General features: G+C 69.8%; 15 protein-coding genes. 6 read left to right on the plus strand and 9 right to left on the minus strand.

The features are described from left to right. Positions 1–244 precede the first annotated feature (244 nt). Both M2283_RS30910 and M2283_RS30915 read left to right on the plus strand, forming a co-directional pair. Positions 245–1,558, plus strand: coding sequence for a sensor histidine kinase (locus tag M2283_RS30910; RefSeq protein ID WP_280879726.1), 1,314 nt, complete (start codon positions 245–247; stop codon positions 1,556–1,558). Further along, on the plus strand, positions 1,555–2,277 hold the full coding sequence (locus M2283_RS30915; protein WP_280879727.1) for a response regulator transcription factor: 723 nt from the start codon (positions 1,555–1,557) through the stop codon (positions 2,275–2,277). The genes M2283_RS30910 and M2283_RS30915 overlap by 4 nt, the downstream gene beginning before the upstream one ends. Positions 2,278–2,386: 109 nt before the next feature. Here M2283_RS30915 and M2283_RS30920 read toward each other — a convergent pair whose 3' ends face one another. After that, a complete protein-coding gene (locus M2283_RS30920; RefSeq protein ID WP_280879728.1) occupies positions 2,387–4,546 on the minus strand; it encodes a RecQ family ATP-dependent DNA helicase in 2,160 nt (719 codons plus the stop codon). 318 nt (positions 4,547–4,864) lie between these two features. Between M2283_RS30920 and M2283_RS30925 the strand changes: the two genes are divergently transcribed. Beyond that, a complete protein-coding gene (locus M2283_RS30925; RefSeq protein WP_280879729.1) occupies positions 4,865–5,500 on the plus strand; it encodes a hypothetical protein in 636 nt (211 codons plus the stop codon). Between the two features lie 189 nt (positions 5,501–5,689). On the opposite strand, the gene M2283_RS30930 is transcribed toward M2283_RS30925, so the two are convergent. The 3 genes from M2283_RS30930 to M2283_RS30940 form a co-directional block, all read right to left on the minus strand. Further along, the gene (locus tag M2283_RS30930; RefSeq protein WP_280879730.1) at positions 5,690–6,331 is read right to left on the minus strand and encodes a hypothetical protein; all 642 of its coding nucleotides are present in this window, start codon (positions 6,329–6,331) and stop codon (positions 5,690–5,692) included. Between the two features lie 68 nt (positions 6,332–6,399). Beyond that, complete coding sequence (locus M2283_RS30935) at positions 6,400–7,101, minus strand: ribonuclease HII (RefSeq protein ID WP_280879731.1); 702 nt, start codon at positions 7,099–7,101, stop codon at positions 6,400–6,402. Between the two features lie 82 nt (positions 7,102–7,183). Next, positions 7,184–7,807, minus strand: coding sequence for a TetR/AcrR family transcriptional regulator (locus tag M2283_RS30940; protein ID WP_280879732.1), 624 nt, complete (start codon positions 7,805–7,807; stop codon positions 7,184–7,186). A gap of 233 nt (positions 7,808–8,040) precedes the next feature. Between M2283_RS30940 and M2283_RS30945 the strand changes: the two genes are divergently transcribed. Further along, positions 8,041–9,573 (plus strand): MFS transporter, encoded by a 1,533-nt coding sequence (locus M2283_RS30945; protein ID WP_432423150.1) that lies wholly within the window; start codon positions 8,041–8,043, stop codon positions 9,571–9,573. A gap of 343 nt (positions 9,574–9,916) precedes the next feature. On the opposite strand, the gene M2283_RS30950 is transcribed toward M2283_RS30945, so the two are convergent. From M2283_RS30950 to M2283_RS30960, 3 genes are all read right to left on the minus strand, one after another. Beyond that, positions 9,917–10,822, minus strand: coding sequence for an ADP-ribosylglycohydrolase family protein (locus M2283_RS30950; protein ID WP_280879734.1), 906 nt, complete (start codon positions 10,820–10,822; stop codon positions 9,917–9,919). A 12-nt stretch (positions 10,823–10,834) separates the two neighbouring features. Beyond that, entirely contained in the window at positions 10,835–11,494 is a 660-nt protein-coding gene (locus tag M2283_RS30955) for a histidine phosphatase family protein (RefSeq protein WP_280879735.1), read from the minus strand. A 118-nt stretch (positions 11,495–11,612) separates the two neighbouring features. Next, positions 11,613–12,218 (minus strand): YdbC family protein, encoded by a 606-nt coding sequence (locus M2283_RS30960; RefSeq protein WP_123997276.1) that lies wholly within the window; start codon positions 12,216–12,218, stop codon positions 11,613–11,615. 159 nt (positions 12,219–12,377) lie between these two features. On the opposite strand from M2283_RS30960, the gene M2283_RS30965 reads away from it, so the two are divergent. Further along, positions 12,378–12,911, plus strand: coding sequence for a TerD family protein (locus M2283_RS30965; RefSeq protein ID WP_280879736.1), 534 nt, complete (start codon positions 12,378–12,380; stop codon positions 12,909–12,911). 113 nt (positions 12,912–13,024) lie between these two features. On the opposite strand, the gene M2283_RS30970 is transcribed toward M2283_RS30965, so the two are convergent. Both M2283_RS30970 and nrdR read right to left on the minus strand, forming a co-directional pair. Then, positions 13,025–15,919, minus strand: a complete 2,895-nt coding sequence (locus M2283_RS30970) for a vitamin B12-dependent ribonucleotide reductase (protein WP_280879737.1) — start codon at positions 15,917–15,919, stop codon at positions 13,025–13,027. A 165-nt stretch (positions 15,920–16,084) separates the two neighbouring features. Then, on the minus strand, positions 16,085–16,636 hold the full coding sequence (nrdR, locus tag M2283_RS30975) for a transcriptional regulator NrdR (RefSeq protein WP_280879738.1): 552 nt from the start codon (positions 16,634–16,636) through the stop codon (positions 16,085–16,087). A 564-nt stretch (positions 16,637–17,200) separates the two neighbouring features. Here nrdR and lexA point away from each other — a divergent pair. Next, positions 17,201–17,980: a transcriptional repressor LexA gene (gene lexA, locus M2283_RS30980; RefSeq protein WP_280879739.1), complete on the plus strand. Its 780-nt coding sequence runs from the start codon at positions 17,201–17,203 to the stop codon at positions 17,978–17,980. Positions 17,981–18,234: the final 254 nt, after the last annotated feature.

Consider the following 18,234-nt stretch of genomic DNA (forward strand, 5'->3'; position numbering starts at 1 on the left):
GCCAGTACCCGAAAGCTAGGTGTGAGGGGGCCCGCGCCGCGTCGGCCGCTGTGTCGAAGGTTCCTACCGTGTGTGGCGGAGACCCGGCGGCCTCATCCCAGCGACGTAGTCGAGAGGTTGAGACCTGACCGACTCGTGGACTGATCCCCGGAGTGCGCCCGCTTGCCACAATGGAGCCGTGAATTCAGCGAGGCGGATCCTTCGACGCCGGCCGTTCCCCGGGAGGGGGCTGCGGACAGGCGTCATGCAGTCGTACGGTGGCCGAGGAGCCTCGGTGCTGCGCGCCACCGGCATGCCGCCGCGGCGCTCACGCTGGACCTGGATCGCCGATGTGCTGCTGGCCGTGGTGCTCGCGGTGGGTACGGTCTCCGCCGACCTGGGCCGCTCGACCTACGACGACCGGCCGCGGGCGCCGCGCGTCACAACCTCGGCATCGGCATCGGCATCGACTCCGGCCTCCGCGGCGCCGGCTCCCCCGATCCCTCCGCGCGAGCAGGACTCCACGCCCGCTCAGCAGACCGACCGGAAACTGCCCCCCGCCGAGCCGTGGGAGCTGGCGCTCGCCGTGCTCTCCGCGGCCCCGCTGGCGCTGCGCCGGCGGTATCCGCTGGCCGCGTTCTGGGCGGTGCTGGCCGCCACCGGGCTGTTCCACCTCGGCGAGATCACCGAGGACGCGGCGGTGTTCACCTTCGCGAGCGCGCTGATCGCGGCGTACAGCGCGGCCACGTACAGCCCCTACCGCGTGCCGGCGCTGGTCAGTCTGGCGGCGGGCGGTATCGCGTTCGGCACGCTGTCCCTGCTGCCGGAGATAGACCGTGGTCTGATCCCGCTGCTGGTGCTGCTGCCGGTGGCGCTCGCCGCCAACCTGATGCACGCCTGGCAGCAGCGGGGCCGCGCCCAGCAGGAGGCGACCCGGCTGGCGGTCGAGCGGGAACGCTCGCGTATCGCACGGGAGTTGCACGACGTCGTCACCCACAATGTCAGCATGATGACGATCCAGGCCGGCGCCGCGCGCAAGACCCTCGACGCCTCCCCCGACCAGGCCCGTGAGGCACTGCAGGCCGTCGAGGCGGGCGGCCGGGCCGCGTTGGCGGAACTGCGGCACGTCATGGGGCTGCTGACGATGGCGTCGGACGGGCCGGACCCGGCCGCGACGGCGGACCTGGCGCCACAGCCGGGCCTGGGCCAACTGACCGAACTGACCGGGCGGGTGCGCGGCACCGGCGTACCCGTCGAACTGTCCGTCACCGGCACCCCGACCCCGCTGCCCGCGGGCGTGGACCTCGCGGCGTACCGGGTGGTGCAGGAAGCGCTGACCAACGCCGTCAAACACGCCGCCGGTGCCACGGTCACGGTGTCCGTGGAGCACGCTCCGGGCGAGTTGCGGGTGGCGGTCGAGGACACCGGCGGGCAGCGCAGGTCACGGGTCGGAGGCAGCGGTCGCGGCCTGATCGGACTGCGCGAACGGCTCGCCCTGTACGGCGGTACGCTGTCCGCCGGCAGCCGCCCGCACGGGGGCTTCGCGGTCCTGGCGATCATCCCGGTGGAGGTCGAGTGAGCACCGAGGCACAGCACACCGACGACGGCATCGGGCCGCCCCGGGTGGTGATCGCCGACGACCAGGCACTCGTCCGCACCGGCTTCCGGATGATCCTCGCCGCGGACGGCATCGACGTCGTCGGCGAGGCGACCGACGGCGAGGAGGCCGTGGCCGTCGCCCGACGCACGCTCCCCGACGTCGTGTTGATGGACATCCGCATGCCGGGCACGGACGGCCTGGAGGCCACCCGCCGCATCCTCGGCCCGGACTCCCCCTCGACCCCGCCGCGCGTCATCATCCTGACGACATACGACCTCGACCAGTACGTCTACGGGGCCCTCGCGGTCGGCGCCAGCGGCTTCCTGCTCAAGGACGTCACCCCGGAGCACCTCTCCGCCGCCGTGCGCCTGGTCCGCTCCGGCGACGCGCTGCTCGCGCCGTCGATCACCCGCCGTCTCGTGGAGCGCTTCGCCATGCCCACGGGGCGTACGACCACGATGCACCGCGACCTGTCCACGCTCACGCGCCGTGAACTGGAGGTCCTCGAGTCCCTGGCCCGCGGTCTGAGCAACGCGGAACTCGCCGCCCGTTTCCACCTGAGCGAGGCGACGGTGAAGACCCACGTGACGCACATCCTCGCCAAACTCCAACTCCGCGACCGCGCCCAGGCCGTCATCGCCGCCTACGAGACGGGCCTGATCACACCGGGCTCCCTGGAGACCCCGTCGGCGGGCTGACGGTCCACCGGGACCGCCAGGCCCACCAGATCCACCAGATCCACCAGCCCAACTAGGGCCGATCTCCTGGCTGTTCAATGCCTCGCCCCCTCCCCCTGCGCGCCGAAGCTCAGCCCGCCACCGCGAGGACCAACGGAAGCACCGGCCCGCTGCCCGCCTTCCGCAGCAGTCGGGCGGCTACCGCGAGGGTCCAGCCGGAGTCGCTGTAGTCGTCCACGAGGAGGACGGGACCGGGCGAAGCGGCCAGCGCCTCGGCCAGTTGATCAGGTACGGCGAAGGCGCCGGACAGCGCCTTGACGCGTTGCGCGGAGTTGCTGCGGCGGGCCGCGTGCTCACCGCCCGGTCCGGTGTACGCGAGGGCGCCCAGGAAGGGGAGGCGGCCGACGGTCGCGATGCCCTCGGCGAGCGAACCGACCAACTGCGGGCGGGCCAGCGACGGTACGGCGACGACTCCCACGGGCCGCGCGGAGGCGTCCGGACCGTTCGACGCCCAACCGCCCGAAGAACGCGCCCAGTCGGCGATGACGTCCACCGCGGCCCGCAGCGCGGCCTCGGGGACCGGCCCGTCGGGGGCGTGCTCGGCCAGCAGCGGGCGCAGCCGGTTGCCCCAGCCGATGTCCGAGAGCCGCCCCAGGGCCCGCCCGGTGGAGCACTGCTCTCCGGCCGCGATACGGCCCTTGAGGTTGATGCCCAGCGCGGGCAGCCCCGTCGGCCACATCCGGCGCGGCTCGACCTCCACACCCGGCCGGTCCAGCTCCTTGGCCGCTCCCGTCAACGACTCGGCCGAGACGGAGGGATCTGCCCACACACCCGCGCAGTTGTCGCACCGGCCGCACGGAACCGCGCCCTCGTCGTCCAGTTGACGGCGCAGAAACTCCATCCGACACCGGTCCGTACTCACGTAGTCGCGCATGGCCTGCTGCTCGGCCGCCCGCTGCCGCGCCACCCACGCGTACCGCTCGGCGTCGTAGGCCCAGGACTCGCCGGTGGAGATCCAGCCGCCCTTTACCCGCTTGACCGCCCCGTCCACGTCGAGCACCTTGAGCATGGTCTCCAGCCGGGTGCGCCGTAGATCGACTTGGGCCTCCAAGGACGGCACGGACAGCGGCCGTCCCGCGTCGGCGAGGGCCGAGAGGGTCTGTCGTACCTGCGTCTCGGGCGGGAAGGCGGTGTCGGCGAAGTAGCGCCAGATGGCCTCGTCCTCCTTGCCCGGCAGCAGCAGCACATCGGCGTGCTCCACCCCGCGGCCGGCGCGGCCCACCTGCTGGTAGTAGGCGATCGGCGAGGACGGCGAGCCGAGGTGGACCACGAAGCCAAGGTCCGGCTTGTCGAAGCCCATGCCGAGCGCCGAGGTCGCGACCAGCGCCTTGACGCGGTTTCCCAGCAGGTCGGCCTCGCCCTGCAGCCGGTCGGCGTTCTCCGTGCGACCCGTGTAGGAAGCCACCGGGAAGCCCCGCTGGCGCAGGAAGGCGGTGGCCTCCTCGGCGGCGGCGACCGTGAGGGCGTAGATGATCCCGGAGCCCGGCAGCTCCTCCAGGTGCTCGGCGAGCCAGGCCAACCGGTGCGCCGCGTCCGGCAGTTGGACCACGCCCAGCCGCAGGCTCTCCCGCTCCAACGGACCGCGCAGCACCAGGGCCTCCCCCGCGCCGGTGCCCAGTTGCTCGGCCACGTCCGCGGTGACCCGGGCGTTGGCGGTCGCGGTGGTGGCCAGCACCGGGACGCCCGGGGCGAGTTCGGCGAGCATCGCCCGCAGCCGGCGGTAGTCCGGCCGGAAGTCGTGCCCCCAGTCGGAGATGCAGTGCGCCTCGTCGACCACCAGGAGGCCGGTGGTGACCGCGAGCTTGGGCAGCATCTGCTCGCGGAAATCGACGGAGTTGAGGCGCTCCGGACTCACGAGCAGCACGTCGGTCTCGCCGCGCTCGACCTCCTCGTACACGGTGTGCCACTCTTCAGGGTTGGCCGAGTTGATGGTGCGTGCCCGGATGCCGGCCCGCTCCGCCGCCTCGACCTGGTTGCGCATCAGCGCCAGCAGCGGCGAGACGATGACCGTCGGGCCGGAGCCGCGCCGGCGCAGCAGCGCCGTGGCCACGAAGTACACCGCCGACTTGCCCCAGCCGGTCCGCTGCACCACCAGCGCTCGTCGGCGGTCCTCCACGAGAGCGGACACCGCCTGCCACTGGTCCTCCCGCAACCGCGCGGAACCCCCCGGGTCGCCGACCAGCTCGGCGAGGATGGCATCGGCTTCGGCGCGCAGTTCCAGTTCGTCCATACCCCCATGCAACCCGATGCCACTGACAATCGGCGACCGCACCGCTCTGGACCTGCCACAGTCGAACGGTGTACGAACACATGATGAACGGTCGTCTCACGCATCGCGTAGGGGATCACCGGGTAGGGATCTAAGTCGCATCCCGCCAGATTTCGGTCTCTGGCCCCAATTGCTCGTTGCCGCATCCCAGTTCGACAGCAAGAATTGAACTCCGCTCCCCGCATGGCTCGCCCGTGATCCGGTAGGGCTCTGCCGCGGTGTGCGCTCCCCCGATTCAGACCCCGCCCGCAGTGTGGGCGCGTAGCCGAAGGGAGGACCGTGACCTTCGGATTCGCTCCGTCCTCCGCGGCATCCACGTCGACGTCTGCCGACCTGTCCGCCGCTTCCGCCAACCCCCTCGCCCGCATGCTGGAACCGGCGGAGTGGACTGCCGCCGGAATCCCCCTGCTGCGCAATCCCCGGGAGGTCGTCAGCGGCCTCCACTCCCGGCATCGCCCGGGGCCGGCGACCGCCATCGTTGCCGTGCTCGACCCGGACGAGCGACTGCGGGCCAGCGCCTCCTTCACCCGCCGCCCGGCCCCGGCAGACGGCTGGATGTTCCGCAACGCGCTGCTCTCCCAGCTGCGCCGGGTCATCCCCCACGACCTGCGGCGCCGCACCCCGATCCGCACGGCCGTGCTGCTCTACTGCCGCGACGGCGACGCCCGGTGGACCGAGGAGGACGGCGCGTGGATGTGGGGCCTGCGGGACGCCTGCACGCTGCACGGTCTGCGCTGCGGGGCGTACATCACCCTGACCCGGGACGGCTGGCAGGTCCTGGGTGAGGGGCGCGGTGGTCGCCGCCCCAACGCGGACTCGACGCCGGAGCCCTTCGCCCTGTCCGAGGCGCCGCCCCCGCTGCCGCGCACCGGCGGTGCCGCCTCGGAGGTACTGCGGCGCGCGGCGGCCCGCTGAACGCCGAGGAAACCGACGGGCCGTGCCGATCGCACGGCACGTCCCCCTCGCGCACCTCACACCAGCGCCCATCTCACACGGGACGGCCCGTCGACCGTCCGTGCACGCCGAAGCGCCCACCGTGCGATACCGCCACAACGACGCCCTCGCCGCTCCGGTATGTGTCCTCGCGGACCTACCGGAGCGGACTCAGAGGCCCGCGCCCAGCAGCGAGTTGATCTGCTGCGGGTCACCGCAGACGACCAGCAGGGCACCGGCCCGGGCACGGGCCAGCGGCAGAGCGGTGGCTGCGGTCGCGGCGGAACCGCCGTTGACGGCGACCACGACCACGGGACGCGACACGGCACGTTCGGCGACGGAGGCGTCCGCGTAGAAGACGTCGTCACCCGCGTCGTGCTGCGCCCAGTAGGCGGCCTCACCGAAGGACAGCTCGTGGGCGGCCCACGGATGCTGCTCACCGGTGGTGATCACCAGCACGTCACCAGGGGCACGGCCGGCGTCGAGGAGAAGGTCCACGGCCTCCTCGGCGGCGTCGAGCGCGCCCTCCGCCGAGGCCGGGATCAGCTGGATCTGGGGGGTCGCCGAAGACGCGACGGGCGCGACCGGAGCGACCGGCCCCGAGGGGTCGGGCTTCGGCGCGGCCACGTCTCGCGGCGTACGTTGCGCCGGCGGCGCAGGCCGGAGCGGACCGGGACGACCGGGGCGCGCCGATCCCATGGGACGGGGACCGGGTACGGGACGAGGGGTCTGCGCGGTACGGCCGCTGGCCGGCGTGGCGCGGGGACCCTGGGCACTCTCGTGAATCTGAGGCTCCTCGGGAATGAGAGGCATGGGCTGATTTCTATCAAACGTTGGTGCGACTCGCGTCAGCGGGTGGCACACGAGTACGAGCGGAATCATCAGAAGTCGAAGCCGAGTTGCCCCTCGATCTCCGGAACGCTTCCGTCCGCCCAACTGCGGGCCTTCTTCAGGTGCCGCCACTGGGGCAGCGCATCAAGATACGCCCACGACAACCGGTGGTACGGGGTGGGGCCCCGCTCCTCCAGTGCGGCCTTGTGCACGGGTGACGGATACCCGGCATTGTCCGCAAAACCGAAGTCTGCATGGTCCATACCCAGTTCGGCCATCATTTTGTCGCGCTGAACCTTGGCGATCACCGACGCCGCCGCGACGGCCACGCAGGACCGGTCGCCCTTGATCACGGTACGGACCTTCCAAGGCACCCCGAGGTAGTCGTGGTTGCCGTCGAGGATCACCGCGTCGGGTCGGACGGGCAGGGCTTCCAGAGCACGCACCGCGGCCAACCGCAGCGCCGCCGTCATGCCCTGTTGGTCGATCTCCTCCGGAGAGGCGTGACCCAGCGCGTACGAGGTCACCCACTGCCGGAGTGTCTCGGCGAGCACGGTCCGCCGCTTGACGGCGATCAACTTGGAGTCGGTGAGTCCATCGGGGGGCCGGCGCAGTCCGGTGACGGCCGCGCAGACGGTGACGGGGCCGGCCCACGCGCCGCGCCCCACCTCGTCGACACCGGCAATGACCTTGGCTCCGGTCGTGGCGCGAAGAGAGCGCTCGACAGTGTGAGTAGGGGGTTCGTACGGCATGGCGAGCTAAGCGTACGCCGCCGGGATCACCCTGCGACACCCCGGTTTCCCCAAGTGGCGGCACGGCCCTCTCGGCACATGCTCAACCGGCGTCGGGCCGCAGCAGCGGAACCATCAACTGGTCGACCATTTCCTCCAGATCACGATCGCCCCATTCGCTTCCGCTCATCTTGGAGCGGTACATCATCATGGCCGGCATGGCATCGATGACGTAGCTGTTCGCCGCGTCGGCCCGCACCTCCTTCCGCTCGATTCCACGGGTGATGACCTCCCGGAGCAGGTTGACGGTCGGTTCCACGATCCCGTCGAAGATCACGCTGTGGAAGCGCTCCGCCTGCACCGGATCGCATTCGTGAATCACCGACCGGACCGCGAACCCGGGCCGCGAGAACATCGCGTTCCGGGCCGCCCGGCACAGCGCGAGCAGATCCTCCCGCACGCTGCCCAGGTCCGGGGCGTCCTCGAAGCGCGGCAGCCCGGCCCGCAGCGCGTCGGCCACGAGATCCTCCTTGGACGGCCAGCGGCGGTAGACCGCGGCCTTGCCGGTCTGGGCGCCGGCGGCGACGCCTTCCATGGTGAGGCCGTTCCAGCCGACCGTGCCGAGTTGCTCCAACGCGGCCTCGAGGATCGCGCGTTCGAGCACAGCTCCGCGCCGACGGAGGGAGGCCGCCTGAGCGGGGGCGGCCGTCCAGCGCGAGGTAACCATCTGAGTTTCTCCAGCAAAAAGGGGAGCGGGGATTTCGGCTGCGGGTGCGTGCAGACGGGGGCGCGGGTTGGGTGCGGGTGTGCGCCATGTGGCAGCGACGGGGGACCCGCCACATAACTCCAAGATAAGTGAACGCTTGCGTTCACTAGTGGGGACTCACTACCGTTGCCACGACAGTGAACGCCAGCGTTCACTAAAACTCTCGTGGGGGACCCATAGTGACAACCTCTCCTGTGCTCCAAGAACGGAAGCCCGGTGCCGCTCGCCGGGACGGGCATCCCGGCATAGCGCTCGCCGTCATCGCGGCCTGCCAACTCATGGTGGTCCTCGACGCGACGATTGTGAACATCGCACTCCCGCACATTCAAAACGCTCTCAAGTTCAGCACCACCGACCTCACCTGGGTCGTGAGCGCCTACACGCTGACCTTCGGCGGCCTGCTGCTTCTCGGCGGCCGGGCCGGCGACATCCTCGGCCGCCGCCGGGTCTTCATGTCCGGCATCCTGCTCTTCACCTTCGCCTCCCTGCTCGGCGGTCTCGCCCAGGAACCCTGGCAACTGCTGGCCGCACGCGTCCTGCAGGGCGTGGGCGGTGCGATCGCCTCGCCCACGTCGCTGGCGCTGATCACCACCACGTTCCCCGAAGGCCCCGAGCGCAACCGCGCGTTCGGTGTGTTCGCCGCGGTCTCCGCGGGCGGCGGCGCCATCGGCCTGCTGGCCGGCGGCATGCTCACCGAGTGGCTCGACTGGCGCTGGGTCCTCTTCGTCAACGTGCCCATCGGCGTACTGATCGCCGTGCTCACGCCGATGTACATCAACGAGTCCGAACGGCACACCGGCCGCTTCGACTTCCCCGGAGCGCTGACCTCGACGTCCGGCATGGCAGCCCTCGTCTACGGCTTCATCCGCGCGGCGGACCAGGGCTGGCGGGACACCGTGACGATCGGTTCCTTCGCGGCGGCCGTGGTGCTGCTGGTCGGCTTCGGGCTCGTCGAGTCCCGGGCCAAGGAGCCGATCACCCCGCTGCGGATGTTCACCGACCGCAATCGCTCGGGGACGTACGTGATCATGCTGTGCCTGGCCGCGGCGATGTTCGGCATGTTCTTCTACATCGTGCTCTTCGTGCAGAACGTGCTGGGGTACACCCCGATCCAGGCCGGTCTCGCCTTCCTGCCGGTGACGGTCGTGATCGCGCTCGGCGCGGGGCTGTCGCAGCGGTTCCTGCCCGTACTCGGCCCCAGGCCGTTCATGCTCGTGGGCTCGACGCTCGCGATGATCGGGCTCGCCTGGCAGACCCTCATCAGCTCCGACAGCTCCTACGTCGGCGGCGTGCTCGGACCGATGCTGGTGTTCGGCTTCGGCATGGGCCTGAACTTCGTGACGCTGACGGTCACCGCGGTCTCCGGAGTCTCCGCGCACGAGGCGGGCGCGGCCTCCGGACTTCTCAACGCCATGCAGCAGGTGGGCGGTTCGCTCGGTCTGTCCATTCTGACGACGGTGTTCGGCTCGGCCAGCAGGGACGAGGCGAAGAAGCAACTGCCCTCCTTCCTCACCGACAGCTCGCCGGAACAGAAGGCGGAGTTCACCAAGACGCACCAACTCCCGGCGCCCTGGGGGCACGAGGTCCTCGCCCACGGCATCTCGACGGCCTTCATTCCGGCCGCCGCGATGGCCGTACTCGCCCTGGCCACCGCCTGGTTCGTGATCCGGGTCCGCAAGAGCGACCTGGAAGCACTCTCCGGAACGGCGGGTCCCACGGCCGCCTGACCCGGCCGAGCCCGCGAAGGACCGCGGATGGCCGGACCTCGTCCGGGGGACCGACGGCGAGGACGCCGGTCCGGCCAACCGCCCCAGCCGGAACAACAGGCACAACGGCACGAGCAACACAAGCAACACGCGCAGAAACTCCATGACCACCCCCCGGCCCCTGACCCCTGGCACATCACCCGCATGTGCGGACCCATACGCCGCACAGCATCTGCCAGCACAACGCCCGGCCGGTCACGGAGAGTTCCCGACGAACACAGAGAGTTTTCACGACCGGAGAGGGACGCGGGACACTGCAGGGCGCCGCCACTCGACAGGCCACCACCCGATCCGTCGGCAGCCGTTATTCCGCCGCCGGCGCCCAGTCCGGCAGCGCCTCCGTCCGCTCCACCCACTCGACGGGCGGCGCCCCCGCCTTCCCGGCGGCGATCACCCCGCCCACGATCGCGCAGGTCGTGTCCACATCACCGCCGACCTGTGCGGTCGTCCAGAACGCCCGCTCGAAGTTCCCGAGGCCCCGAGCCGCCGACCAGAGCGCGAAGGGCACGGTGTCGTGGGCGGACGTACGACGGCCGCAGCCCAGTACCGCCGCGACGGTGCCCGCGTCGCGGTAGTCGAGCATGTCCCGGGCACGGCGCAGTCCGGCGCCGACGGCGCTCTTCGGGACGAGCGCCACGACGCCGTCCAGGAGCTTCTCAGGGCCCGGCGGGCCGTCCGGGGCGCCGGCCAGCGCGGCGGCCGCGGCGACGGCCATGGCGCCGACCACGGCCTCACGGTGCTGGTGCGTGGGGTACGCCGAGATCTCCGCCTGGTGGACCGCCTGCTCCGGGTCGTCCGCGTACCAGGCGCCCAAGGGGGCGATCCGCATCGCCGCACCGTTGCCCCAGGATCCCTGTCCGTTGAAGAGCTGGGCGGAGAGCTCGCGCCAGTCGCCGCCCTCCCGCACGAGCCGCAGCAGCCGGTTGACGGCGGGGCCGTACCCCCGGTCGAAGTCGTGGTGCACGGCGAAGGAACGGGCCAGGGCGTCCTGATCGATGCGGTGGTGGGCGGCCAGGACGGCGACCACGGAGCACGCCATCTCCGTGTCGTCCGTCCACTGCCAGAGGTCGGAGGGCAGCTCGCGGCGCTGCAGCAGCGGGTAGTTCTCCGGCACGAAGAACTGCGAACCCAACGCATCCCCGACCGCCAGGCCGCGCAGACTGTTCAGGGCGCGATCCAGGCGCCCGCTGGGAGAGAAGTCAGAGGTCATGTCCCTCTGACCCTATCCGGTGACCCCGTACGGCTCCGGATCCCGCCATCGATCGAACGGCCGGTCCATCACGTACTTGCCGTCGTCCCCGAGCACCAGCATCCGCATCTCCGCGTTCCCCGGGTTCGACAGCGACTCGAACTCGGCGACCGTCCAGTGGAACCAGCGCATGCAGAACAGCCGCATGGCGAGCCCGTGCGTCACCAGCAGCACGTTCGTCGGGTGGTCGGCGGCCTCGAAGCTGCGGTACAGGCTCTCCAGGAACCCGCCGACCCGGTCGTACACGTCGGCGCCGGACTCGCCCTGGGCGAAGCGGTAGAAGAAGTGACCGTACGCATCGCGATAGGCCTTCTGGAGGCGTACGTCGTCGCGGTCCTGCCAGTTCCCCCAGTCCTGCTCGCGCAGCCGGGGCTCCTCGCGCACCCGTATGAGGTCGGGGTCGAGGTGGAAGGCGCGCAGGGTCTCGTGCGTGCGGCGGTACGGGGACACGTACACGCTGACGCGCTCCCGGCCGAGCACCTCGCGAATCCGTTTGCCGGTCTCCTCCGCCTGCTGCCAGCCGCGCTCGGTCAACGCGAGCGCATGGTCGGGCTCGCGCTCGTACACGGTGTCATCAACATTGCCCGTTGACTCTCCGTGCCGGACAAGGATGATCCGCCGTGGTCGTGCCATGCCAAAACCCTAGATCGGATGGGAGCAGATCGAGCACTCGTACGGGCTCCATACGGCGTAGGTCACACAATTCCCGCACCATGCGCCCCACAAGAGTGCGTGTGTCACGCGTCCAGTCTCAGACCGTCCAGGTCGGCTCCAGCTCCACGATGTCGCCCGTGAGGGCCGCCACGTCCGCCTCCGTCTGGGCGCGCAAAGCAAGCCGCTCCACCCGTTCGGTGCGGTACTTGCCGTGTTCGGCGGCCTGCCGCCACATGGACAGCACCAGGAACTCGTGCCCGGGCGCCTCGCCGAACAGCCCGCGGATCATGCCCGGCGAGCCGGCCATGGCGGGGTTCCAGACCTTCTCCTGCATCAGCGTGAAGTTCTCCACGCGCTCCTCGTGAATACGGGCCAGGGCCACCCGCACCAGATCGGCGTCCGTGAAGCGCGGTTCGAAGCCGGTCTTCACATCGAAGCGGTAGTCGAAGAGCTTGACCTGGGCATCTTTGAAAGTCCCCGCCTGGGCCGACGCCAGCCGATCGTGCGAACGGGCCATGAAGGAGTCGTAGAAGGCGCGGCTCTCCCAGAACGCGAAAACGTGCGCCACGCCCTGCCTCTGCCGACTCCACCCACCACCCTGTCCCCGAAACCCCGGCTCCCCCAGAAGCCCCGCCCACTTTCGCTGCCCGCGCTCGAAGCCGCGGCGGTCCACCACGGTGCAGCGAATCCACTTGACCAGCACCGCGCCATCGTAAGGCCACGGAGCGTGGCGCCGGTCACGCTCGGGCGGACAGCTCGTCCGCACACGGACACGCGCGCGTGGCAGGATGGACAATCGGCCCTGTCCGCCCGGTAGTTCGGGCCGCAGAAGGCACACGGGAAACGGGGAAGGGGAAGTCTGGTGAACGGCCTCAAGAAGGGCATCCGCAAGGTCGAGGTCGGGCTGAAATGGGATCCGAGTCCCACTGGGGAGCCACCCACCGATCTGGACATCGTTGCCGCGACCTACTTGGAGAGCGATCCGTACGGCGTTCCCTCCTATGTCGTGTATTTCGACAGCAGGTCCCCCGACGGCACCATCTATCTCAACCGGGACAGCAAGGACGGCAAGGGCTTCGGCTGGGACGAGGTCATGACGCTGGAGCTCGACCGGCTCAACAGCCGCTACACGCGCGTGGTCGTCGGCATCGTCATCCAACAGCCCTCGACGCACCGGACCTTCGTCGGCGTGATCAATCCGGGGCTGCGCATCCGCGAGGGCTACACCGTCCTTGCCGAGGACGACTTCGGTGACGTCCTCGGGTCGACGGCGGCGGCCGTCGGGGAGTTCGTGCGTGAGGACTCCGGCACCTGGACGTTCCGCCCCGGGATCCATGGCTTCGAGGACGATCCCGCGACGTTCATCAGAAGCATGGGCCAGGCACACCAGCCCTGACCGAGGAACGGCGACGCAAAGAGGAGGGGCACCGGCCAGGTGGCCGGTGCCCCTCCTCTTTAAAGATGTGGTGTCACGGACTGCCTGTCAGGCGGGACGGGTCCCGCCCTCCGTCAGCTGCAGCCGCTGGTCGAGCCGCAGCCCTCGCAGATGTAGCAGGAGCCGGCCCGCTGCATCTTCGTACCGCAGGAGAAGCAGAGCGGGGCGTCGGCCTGGATGCCCAGCTGCATCTCCACCAGCTCGGCGCTGGTGTGCGCCTGCTGCGGAGCGGGCTCGGCCGCCTCGACCTCGGCCTTCGGCGTGGCGACGGCCTTCAGCTCCTGGGTCCGCGGCGCCGACTGGGCCAGGCCCTCGACGTCGACCTCGTCCTCGGACGGCTCGTACGAACCCGTCTCCAGGTGACGCTGGCGCTCCGGGGCGGAGTGGATGCCGAGCGCGGACCGCGTCTCGAAGGGCAGGAAGTCGAGCGCCAGGCGACGGAAGATGTAGTCGACGATCGACTGCGCCATCCGCACGTCCGGGTCGTCCGTCATGCCGGCCGGCTCGAAGCGCATGTTCGTGAACTTCGAGACGTACGTCTCCAGGGGCACCCCGTACTGGAGGCCGACCGAGACGGCGATCGAGAAGGCGTCCATCATGCCCGCGAGGGTTGAGCCCTGCTTGGACATCTTCAGGAAGACCTCGCCGAGACCGTCGTCCGGGTAGGAGTTGGCGGTCATGTATCCCTCGGCCCCGCCGACCGTGAAGGACGTCGTGATGCCGGGACGGCCCTTGGGCAGGCGCTTGCGGACCGGGCGGTACTCGATGACCTTCTGGACCGTCTCGCGGATGGTCGCCTCGGCCTTCTCGGTGACCTCGACCTTCTCCTTCTCCTTGGTCTTGGCGGAGAGGGGCTGGCCGACCTTGCAGTTGTCGCGGTAGATCGCGAGCGCCTTGACGCCCATCTTCCAGGCCTCGAAGTAGACCTCCTCGACGTCCTCGACGGTCGCCGTCTCCGGCAGGTTGACCGTCTTGGACAGCGCGCCGGAGATCCAGGGCTGGATGGCGGCCATCATGCGGACATGGCCCATCGCGGAGATGGAACGCTCGCCCATGGCGCAGTCGAACACCTCGTAGTGCTCGTGCTTGAGGCCCGGGGCGTCGATCACATTGCCGTTGTCGGCGATGTGGGCGACGATCGCCTCGATCTGCTCCTCCTGGTAGCCCATGCGACGCAGGGCCTGCGGGACGGTGCCGTTGACGATCTGCATCGAGCCGCCACCGACCAGCTTCTTGAACTTGACCAGCGCGAGGTCGGGCTCAAGTCCGGTGGTGTCGCAGGACATCGCGAGACCGATGGTGCCGGTCGGGGCGATGACGGACGCCTGGGAGTTACGGAAACCGTTCTTCTCGCCAAGACGCAGCACGTCCTGCCAGGACTCCGTGGCGGCGGCCCAGATCGGCGTGTCCAGGTCGTCCGCGCGCGGGGCTGTGGTGTTGGCGTCGGAGTGCTGCTTCATGACCCGCAGGTGCGGCTGCGCGTTGCGCGCGTAGCCGTCGTACGGGCCGACGACCGCGGCGAGTTCGGCGGAGCGCTTGTACGACGTGCCGGTCATCAGGGAGGTGATGGCACCGGCGAGGGCACGGCCGCCGTCGGAGTCGTACGCGTGGCCGGTCGCCATCAGCAGGGCGCCGAGGTTGGCGTAGCCGATGCCGAGCTGGCGGAACGCGCGCGTGTTCTCGCCGATCTTCTGGGTCGGGAAGTCCGCGAAGCAGATGGAGATGTCCATCGCGGTGATGACGAGCTCGACGACCTTGGCGAAGCGCTCGACCTCGAAGGACTGGTGGCCCTTGCCGTCGTCCTTGAGGAACTTCATCAGGTTCAGCGAGGCGAGGTTGCACGACGTGTTGTCCAGGTGCATGTACTCGCTGCACGGGTTCGAGCCGTTGATGCGGCCGGACTCCGGGCACGTGTGCCACTGGTTGATGGTGTCGTCGTACTGGATGCCCGGGTCGGCGCAGGCCCAGGCGGCCTCGGCCATCTTGCGGAACAGCTGCTTGGCGTCGACCTCCTCGATGACCTCGCCGGTCATGCGGGACGTCAGGCCGAACTTGTCGCCGTTCTCGACGGCCTTCATGAACGTGTCGTTCACGCGGACCGAGTTGTTGGCGTTCTGGTACTGCACCGACGTGATGTCGTCGCCGCCCAGGTCCATGTCGAAGCCCGCGTCACGCAGGGCGCGGATCTTCTCTTCTTCCTTGACCTTGGTCTGGATGAAGTCCTCGATGTCGGGGTGGTCGACATCCAGGATGACCATCTTGGCCGCGCGGCGGGTGGCGCCACCGGACTTGATGGTTCCGGCGGAGGCGTCGGCGCCGCGCATGAAGGAGACCGGACCGGAGGCGTTGCCCCCGGAGGACAGCAGCTCCTTGGAGGAGCGGATCCGGGAGAGGTTCAGACCGGCTCCGGAGCCGCCCTTGAAGATCATGCCCTCTTCCTTGTACCAGTCGAGGATCGACTCCATGGAGTCGTCGACGGCCAGGATGAAGCAGGCAGACACCTGCTGGGGCTGCGGGGTGCCCACGTTGAACCACACGGGGCTGTTGAAGCTGAAGATCTGGTGCAGGAGCGCGTACGCCAGCTCGTGCTCGAAGATCTCGGCGTCGGCGGGCGAGGCGAAGTACTTGTAGTCCTCGCCGGCCTTCCGATACGTCTTCACGATGCGGTCGATGAGCTGCTTGAGGCTCACCTCGCGCTGCGGGGTGCCCACGGCACCGCGGAAGTACTTGCTGGTGACGATGTTGACCGCGTTCACCGCCCACTCGGCGGGGAACTCGACGCCACGCTGCTCGAAATTGACCGAGCCGTCGCGCCAGTTGGTCATGACGACGTCACGACGCTCCCACTCCACCTCGTCGTGGGGATGCACGCCGGGGGTGGTGTGAATACGCTCGATGCGCAGTCCCTTGGTGGTCTTGGTGCCCTTCGTGCGGGAACCTCGCGCCGGACCGCTCGCCGTCTCTGTCATGCCGCCTCCCTGTACAGGCAAAAACGCCCTGAAATGCCACGATGTTCCCGTGGCAGAGTGTTTGTCTGGTGTCGCGGCCGCCAAAACGCTCATGGCTCCGCGACAAGTCCTGGTCCACCGCCGCCCGGCCGGACCCGGGGTCTGTGCCCGGTTCCGGCCCGCCGGTCAGTCGGCGGAGTGGGCGGGCACGGGGACCTGAACAGTCCCTCCGGACCCGCCGTCGTCCTCTTGGCTCCCCGATTCCGCGTCTTCGTCGTCCGCGTCGGGGCCTGGCGTCTCTTCCCGCAGTTCCACGATCGCGGCCTCGAAGTCCTCGAGCGAGTTGAACGCCCGGTAGACGGAGGCGAATCGCAGATAGGCGACGAGGTCGAGCTCCTGCAACGGGCCGAGTATGGCCAACCCGACGTCATGGGTGGTCAGTTCGGCACTTCCGGTGGCCCGCACCGCTTCCTCGACCCGCTGGCCGAGCTGGGCGAGTGCGTCCTCGGTGACAGGTCGTCCCTGGCATGCCTTGCGCACACCGTTGATGACCTTGGTACGGCTGAAAGGTTCGGTGACTCCGGACCGCTTCACCACCATGAGCGAACACGTCTCCACGGTCGTGAAACGACGGGAGCAGTCCGGACACTGGCGGCGCCGGCGGATCGACGTGCCGTCGTCGGTCGTACGGCTGTCGACGACACGGCTGTCGGGGTGCCTGCAGAAGGGGCAGTGCATGGTTCTCCCAACCCTCCTCACAGCAGACTCAATGGCCTCGCCGGGCCCTTTGGACCCTCGAAGCAGCCCCAAGCATAGGCGATCGCCAAGCGTTCGAGGACCCCGGGGACCACAACTTCTGGGCTGCTGTCGCAATCCAACCACTAGATGTGGGGATTGGCTCGCCAAACACGCCGAACGCGCGTGTCGCGGACGTATTGGCATGTGCCGTACGCCTGTACCCGCCACGCCGGAAACGGGCGGGCACGACCGTACCGCTGCGACACATGCGGAGATACCGTGGGCGCCACACGGAGAGGACGTGCGACTCCCGCACAGATGGGGGCCGGTACCCGGTTGACGGGATGCCGGGTGGCAGACTGGGCCAACAACCCACGAGGTCACCACCCCGGCGGTGAAGAGCACGAACTCGGGCCCTTGGTCCGCCAGGAAGCGCGTCAGCCATACACCCAGACACATGATCAAGTCAGGTTATCCACGGTTTTTCACTCGAACGTGTGTTTGGCGCAACCTTTCGAAAGCAACTACCGTTGTCCAGCAGGGAGACCATCGAGAGGGGCCGACGTGACCACCACCGCAGACAGTGCCACCATCACTGCCCAGGACCGCTCCCAGGGCCGACTCGAGCCGGTGCATGCGATGAACGAAGCCGTGAATCCCGAGGGACACAAGCGTTCCCTACCAGGGCGACCGCCAGGCATCCGGGCCGACAGTTCAGGGCTCACCGACCGGCAGCGCCGGGTGATCGAGGTCATCAGGGACTCGGTGCAGCGACGCGGATACCCGCCGTCGATGCGGGAGATCGGACAGGCCGTGGGCCTGTCCAGCACCTCCTCGGTCGCACATCAGCTGATGGCACTGGAGCGCAAGGGCTTCCTGCGCCGTGACCCGCACCGCCCGCGCGCGTACGAGGTGCGCGGTTCCGACCAGGCCGCCTCCGCGCAGCCCACCGACACCGCCGGCAAGCCCGCCGCGTCGTACGTCCCCCTTGTGGGCCGTATCGCCGCCGGTGGCCCGATCCTGGCCGAGGAGTCGGTGGAGGACGTCTTCCCCCTCCCGCGCCAACTGGTCGGTGACGGTGAACTGTTCGTCCTCAAGGTCGTCGGTGACTCGATGATCGAGGCCGCGATCTGCGACGGGGACTGGGTCACGGTCCGCCGCCAGCCGGTCGCCGAGAACGGTGACATCGTGGCCGCGATGCTCGACGGCGAAGCCACCGTCAAGCGCTTCAAGCGCGAGGACGGCCACGTCTGGCTGCTCCCGCACAACTCGGCGTACGAGCCGATCCCCGGCGACGACGCGACCATCCTGGGCAAGGTGGTGGCAGTCCTGCGGCGCGTGTGACGGCCGCGACGGGCGGGCCCTGACGGCCCGCTCCCTGACCGGGCCCCGGGACCCCTGCGCCGGTTCCGGGGCCCTGTGCGTCGGCCTCCGGCGGTCGGCGGATCCCGGCCTTCGGTGGTCGATGGATCTGGATCGGGGGTGGGGGGGGGGGGGGTGGGGCCCCCCCCCCCCCCCCCGCCCCGCCGGCGGGCCCCCCCCCCCCCCCGGGGGGGGGCTGGCCGGAGCCCCCCGCCCCCCCACCGCCCCCCCCCGCC

This window comes from Streptomyces pseudovenezuelae (genome assembly GCF_029892565.1).
GTDB classification, from domain to species: Bacteria; Actinomycetota; Actinomycetes; order Streptomycetales; family Streptomycetaceae; genus Streptomyces; species Streptomyces pseudovenezuelae_A.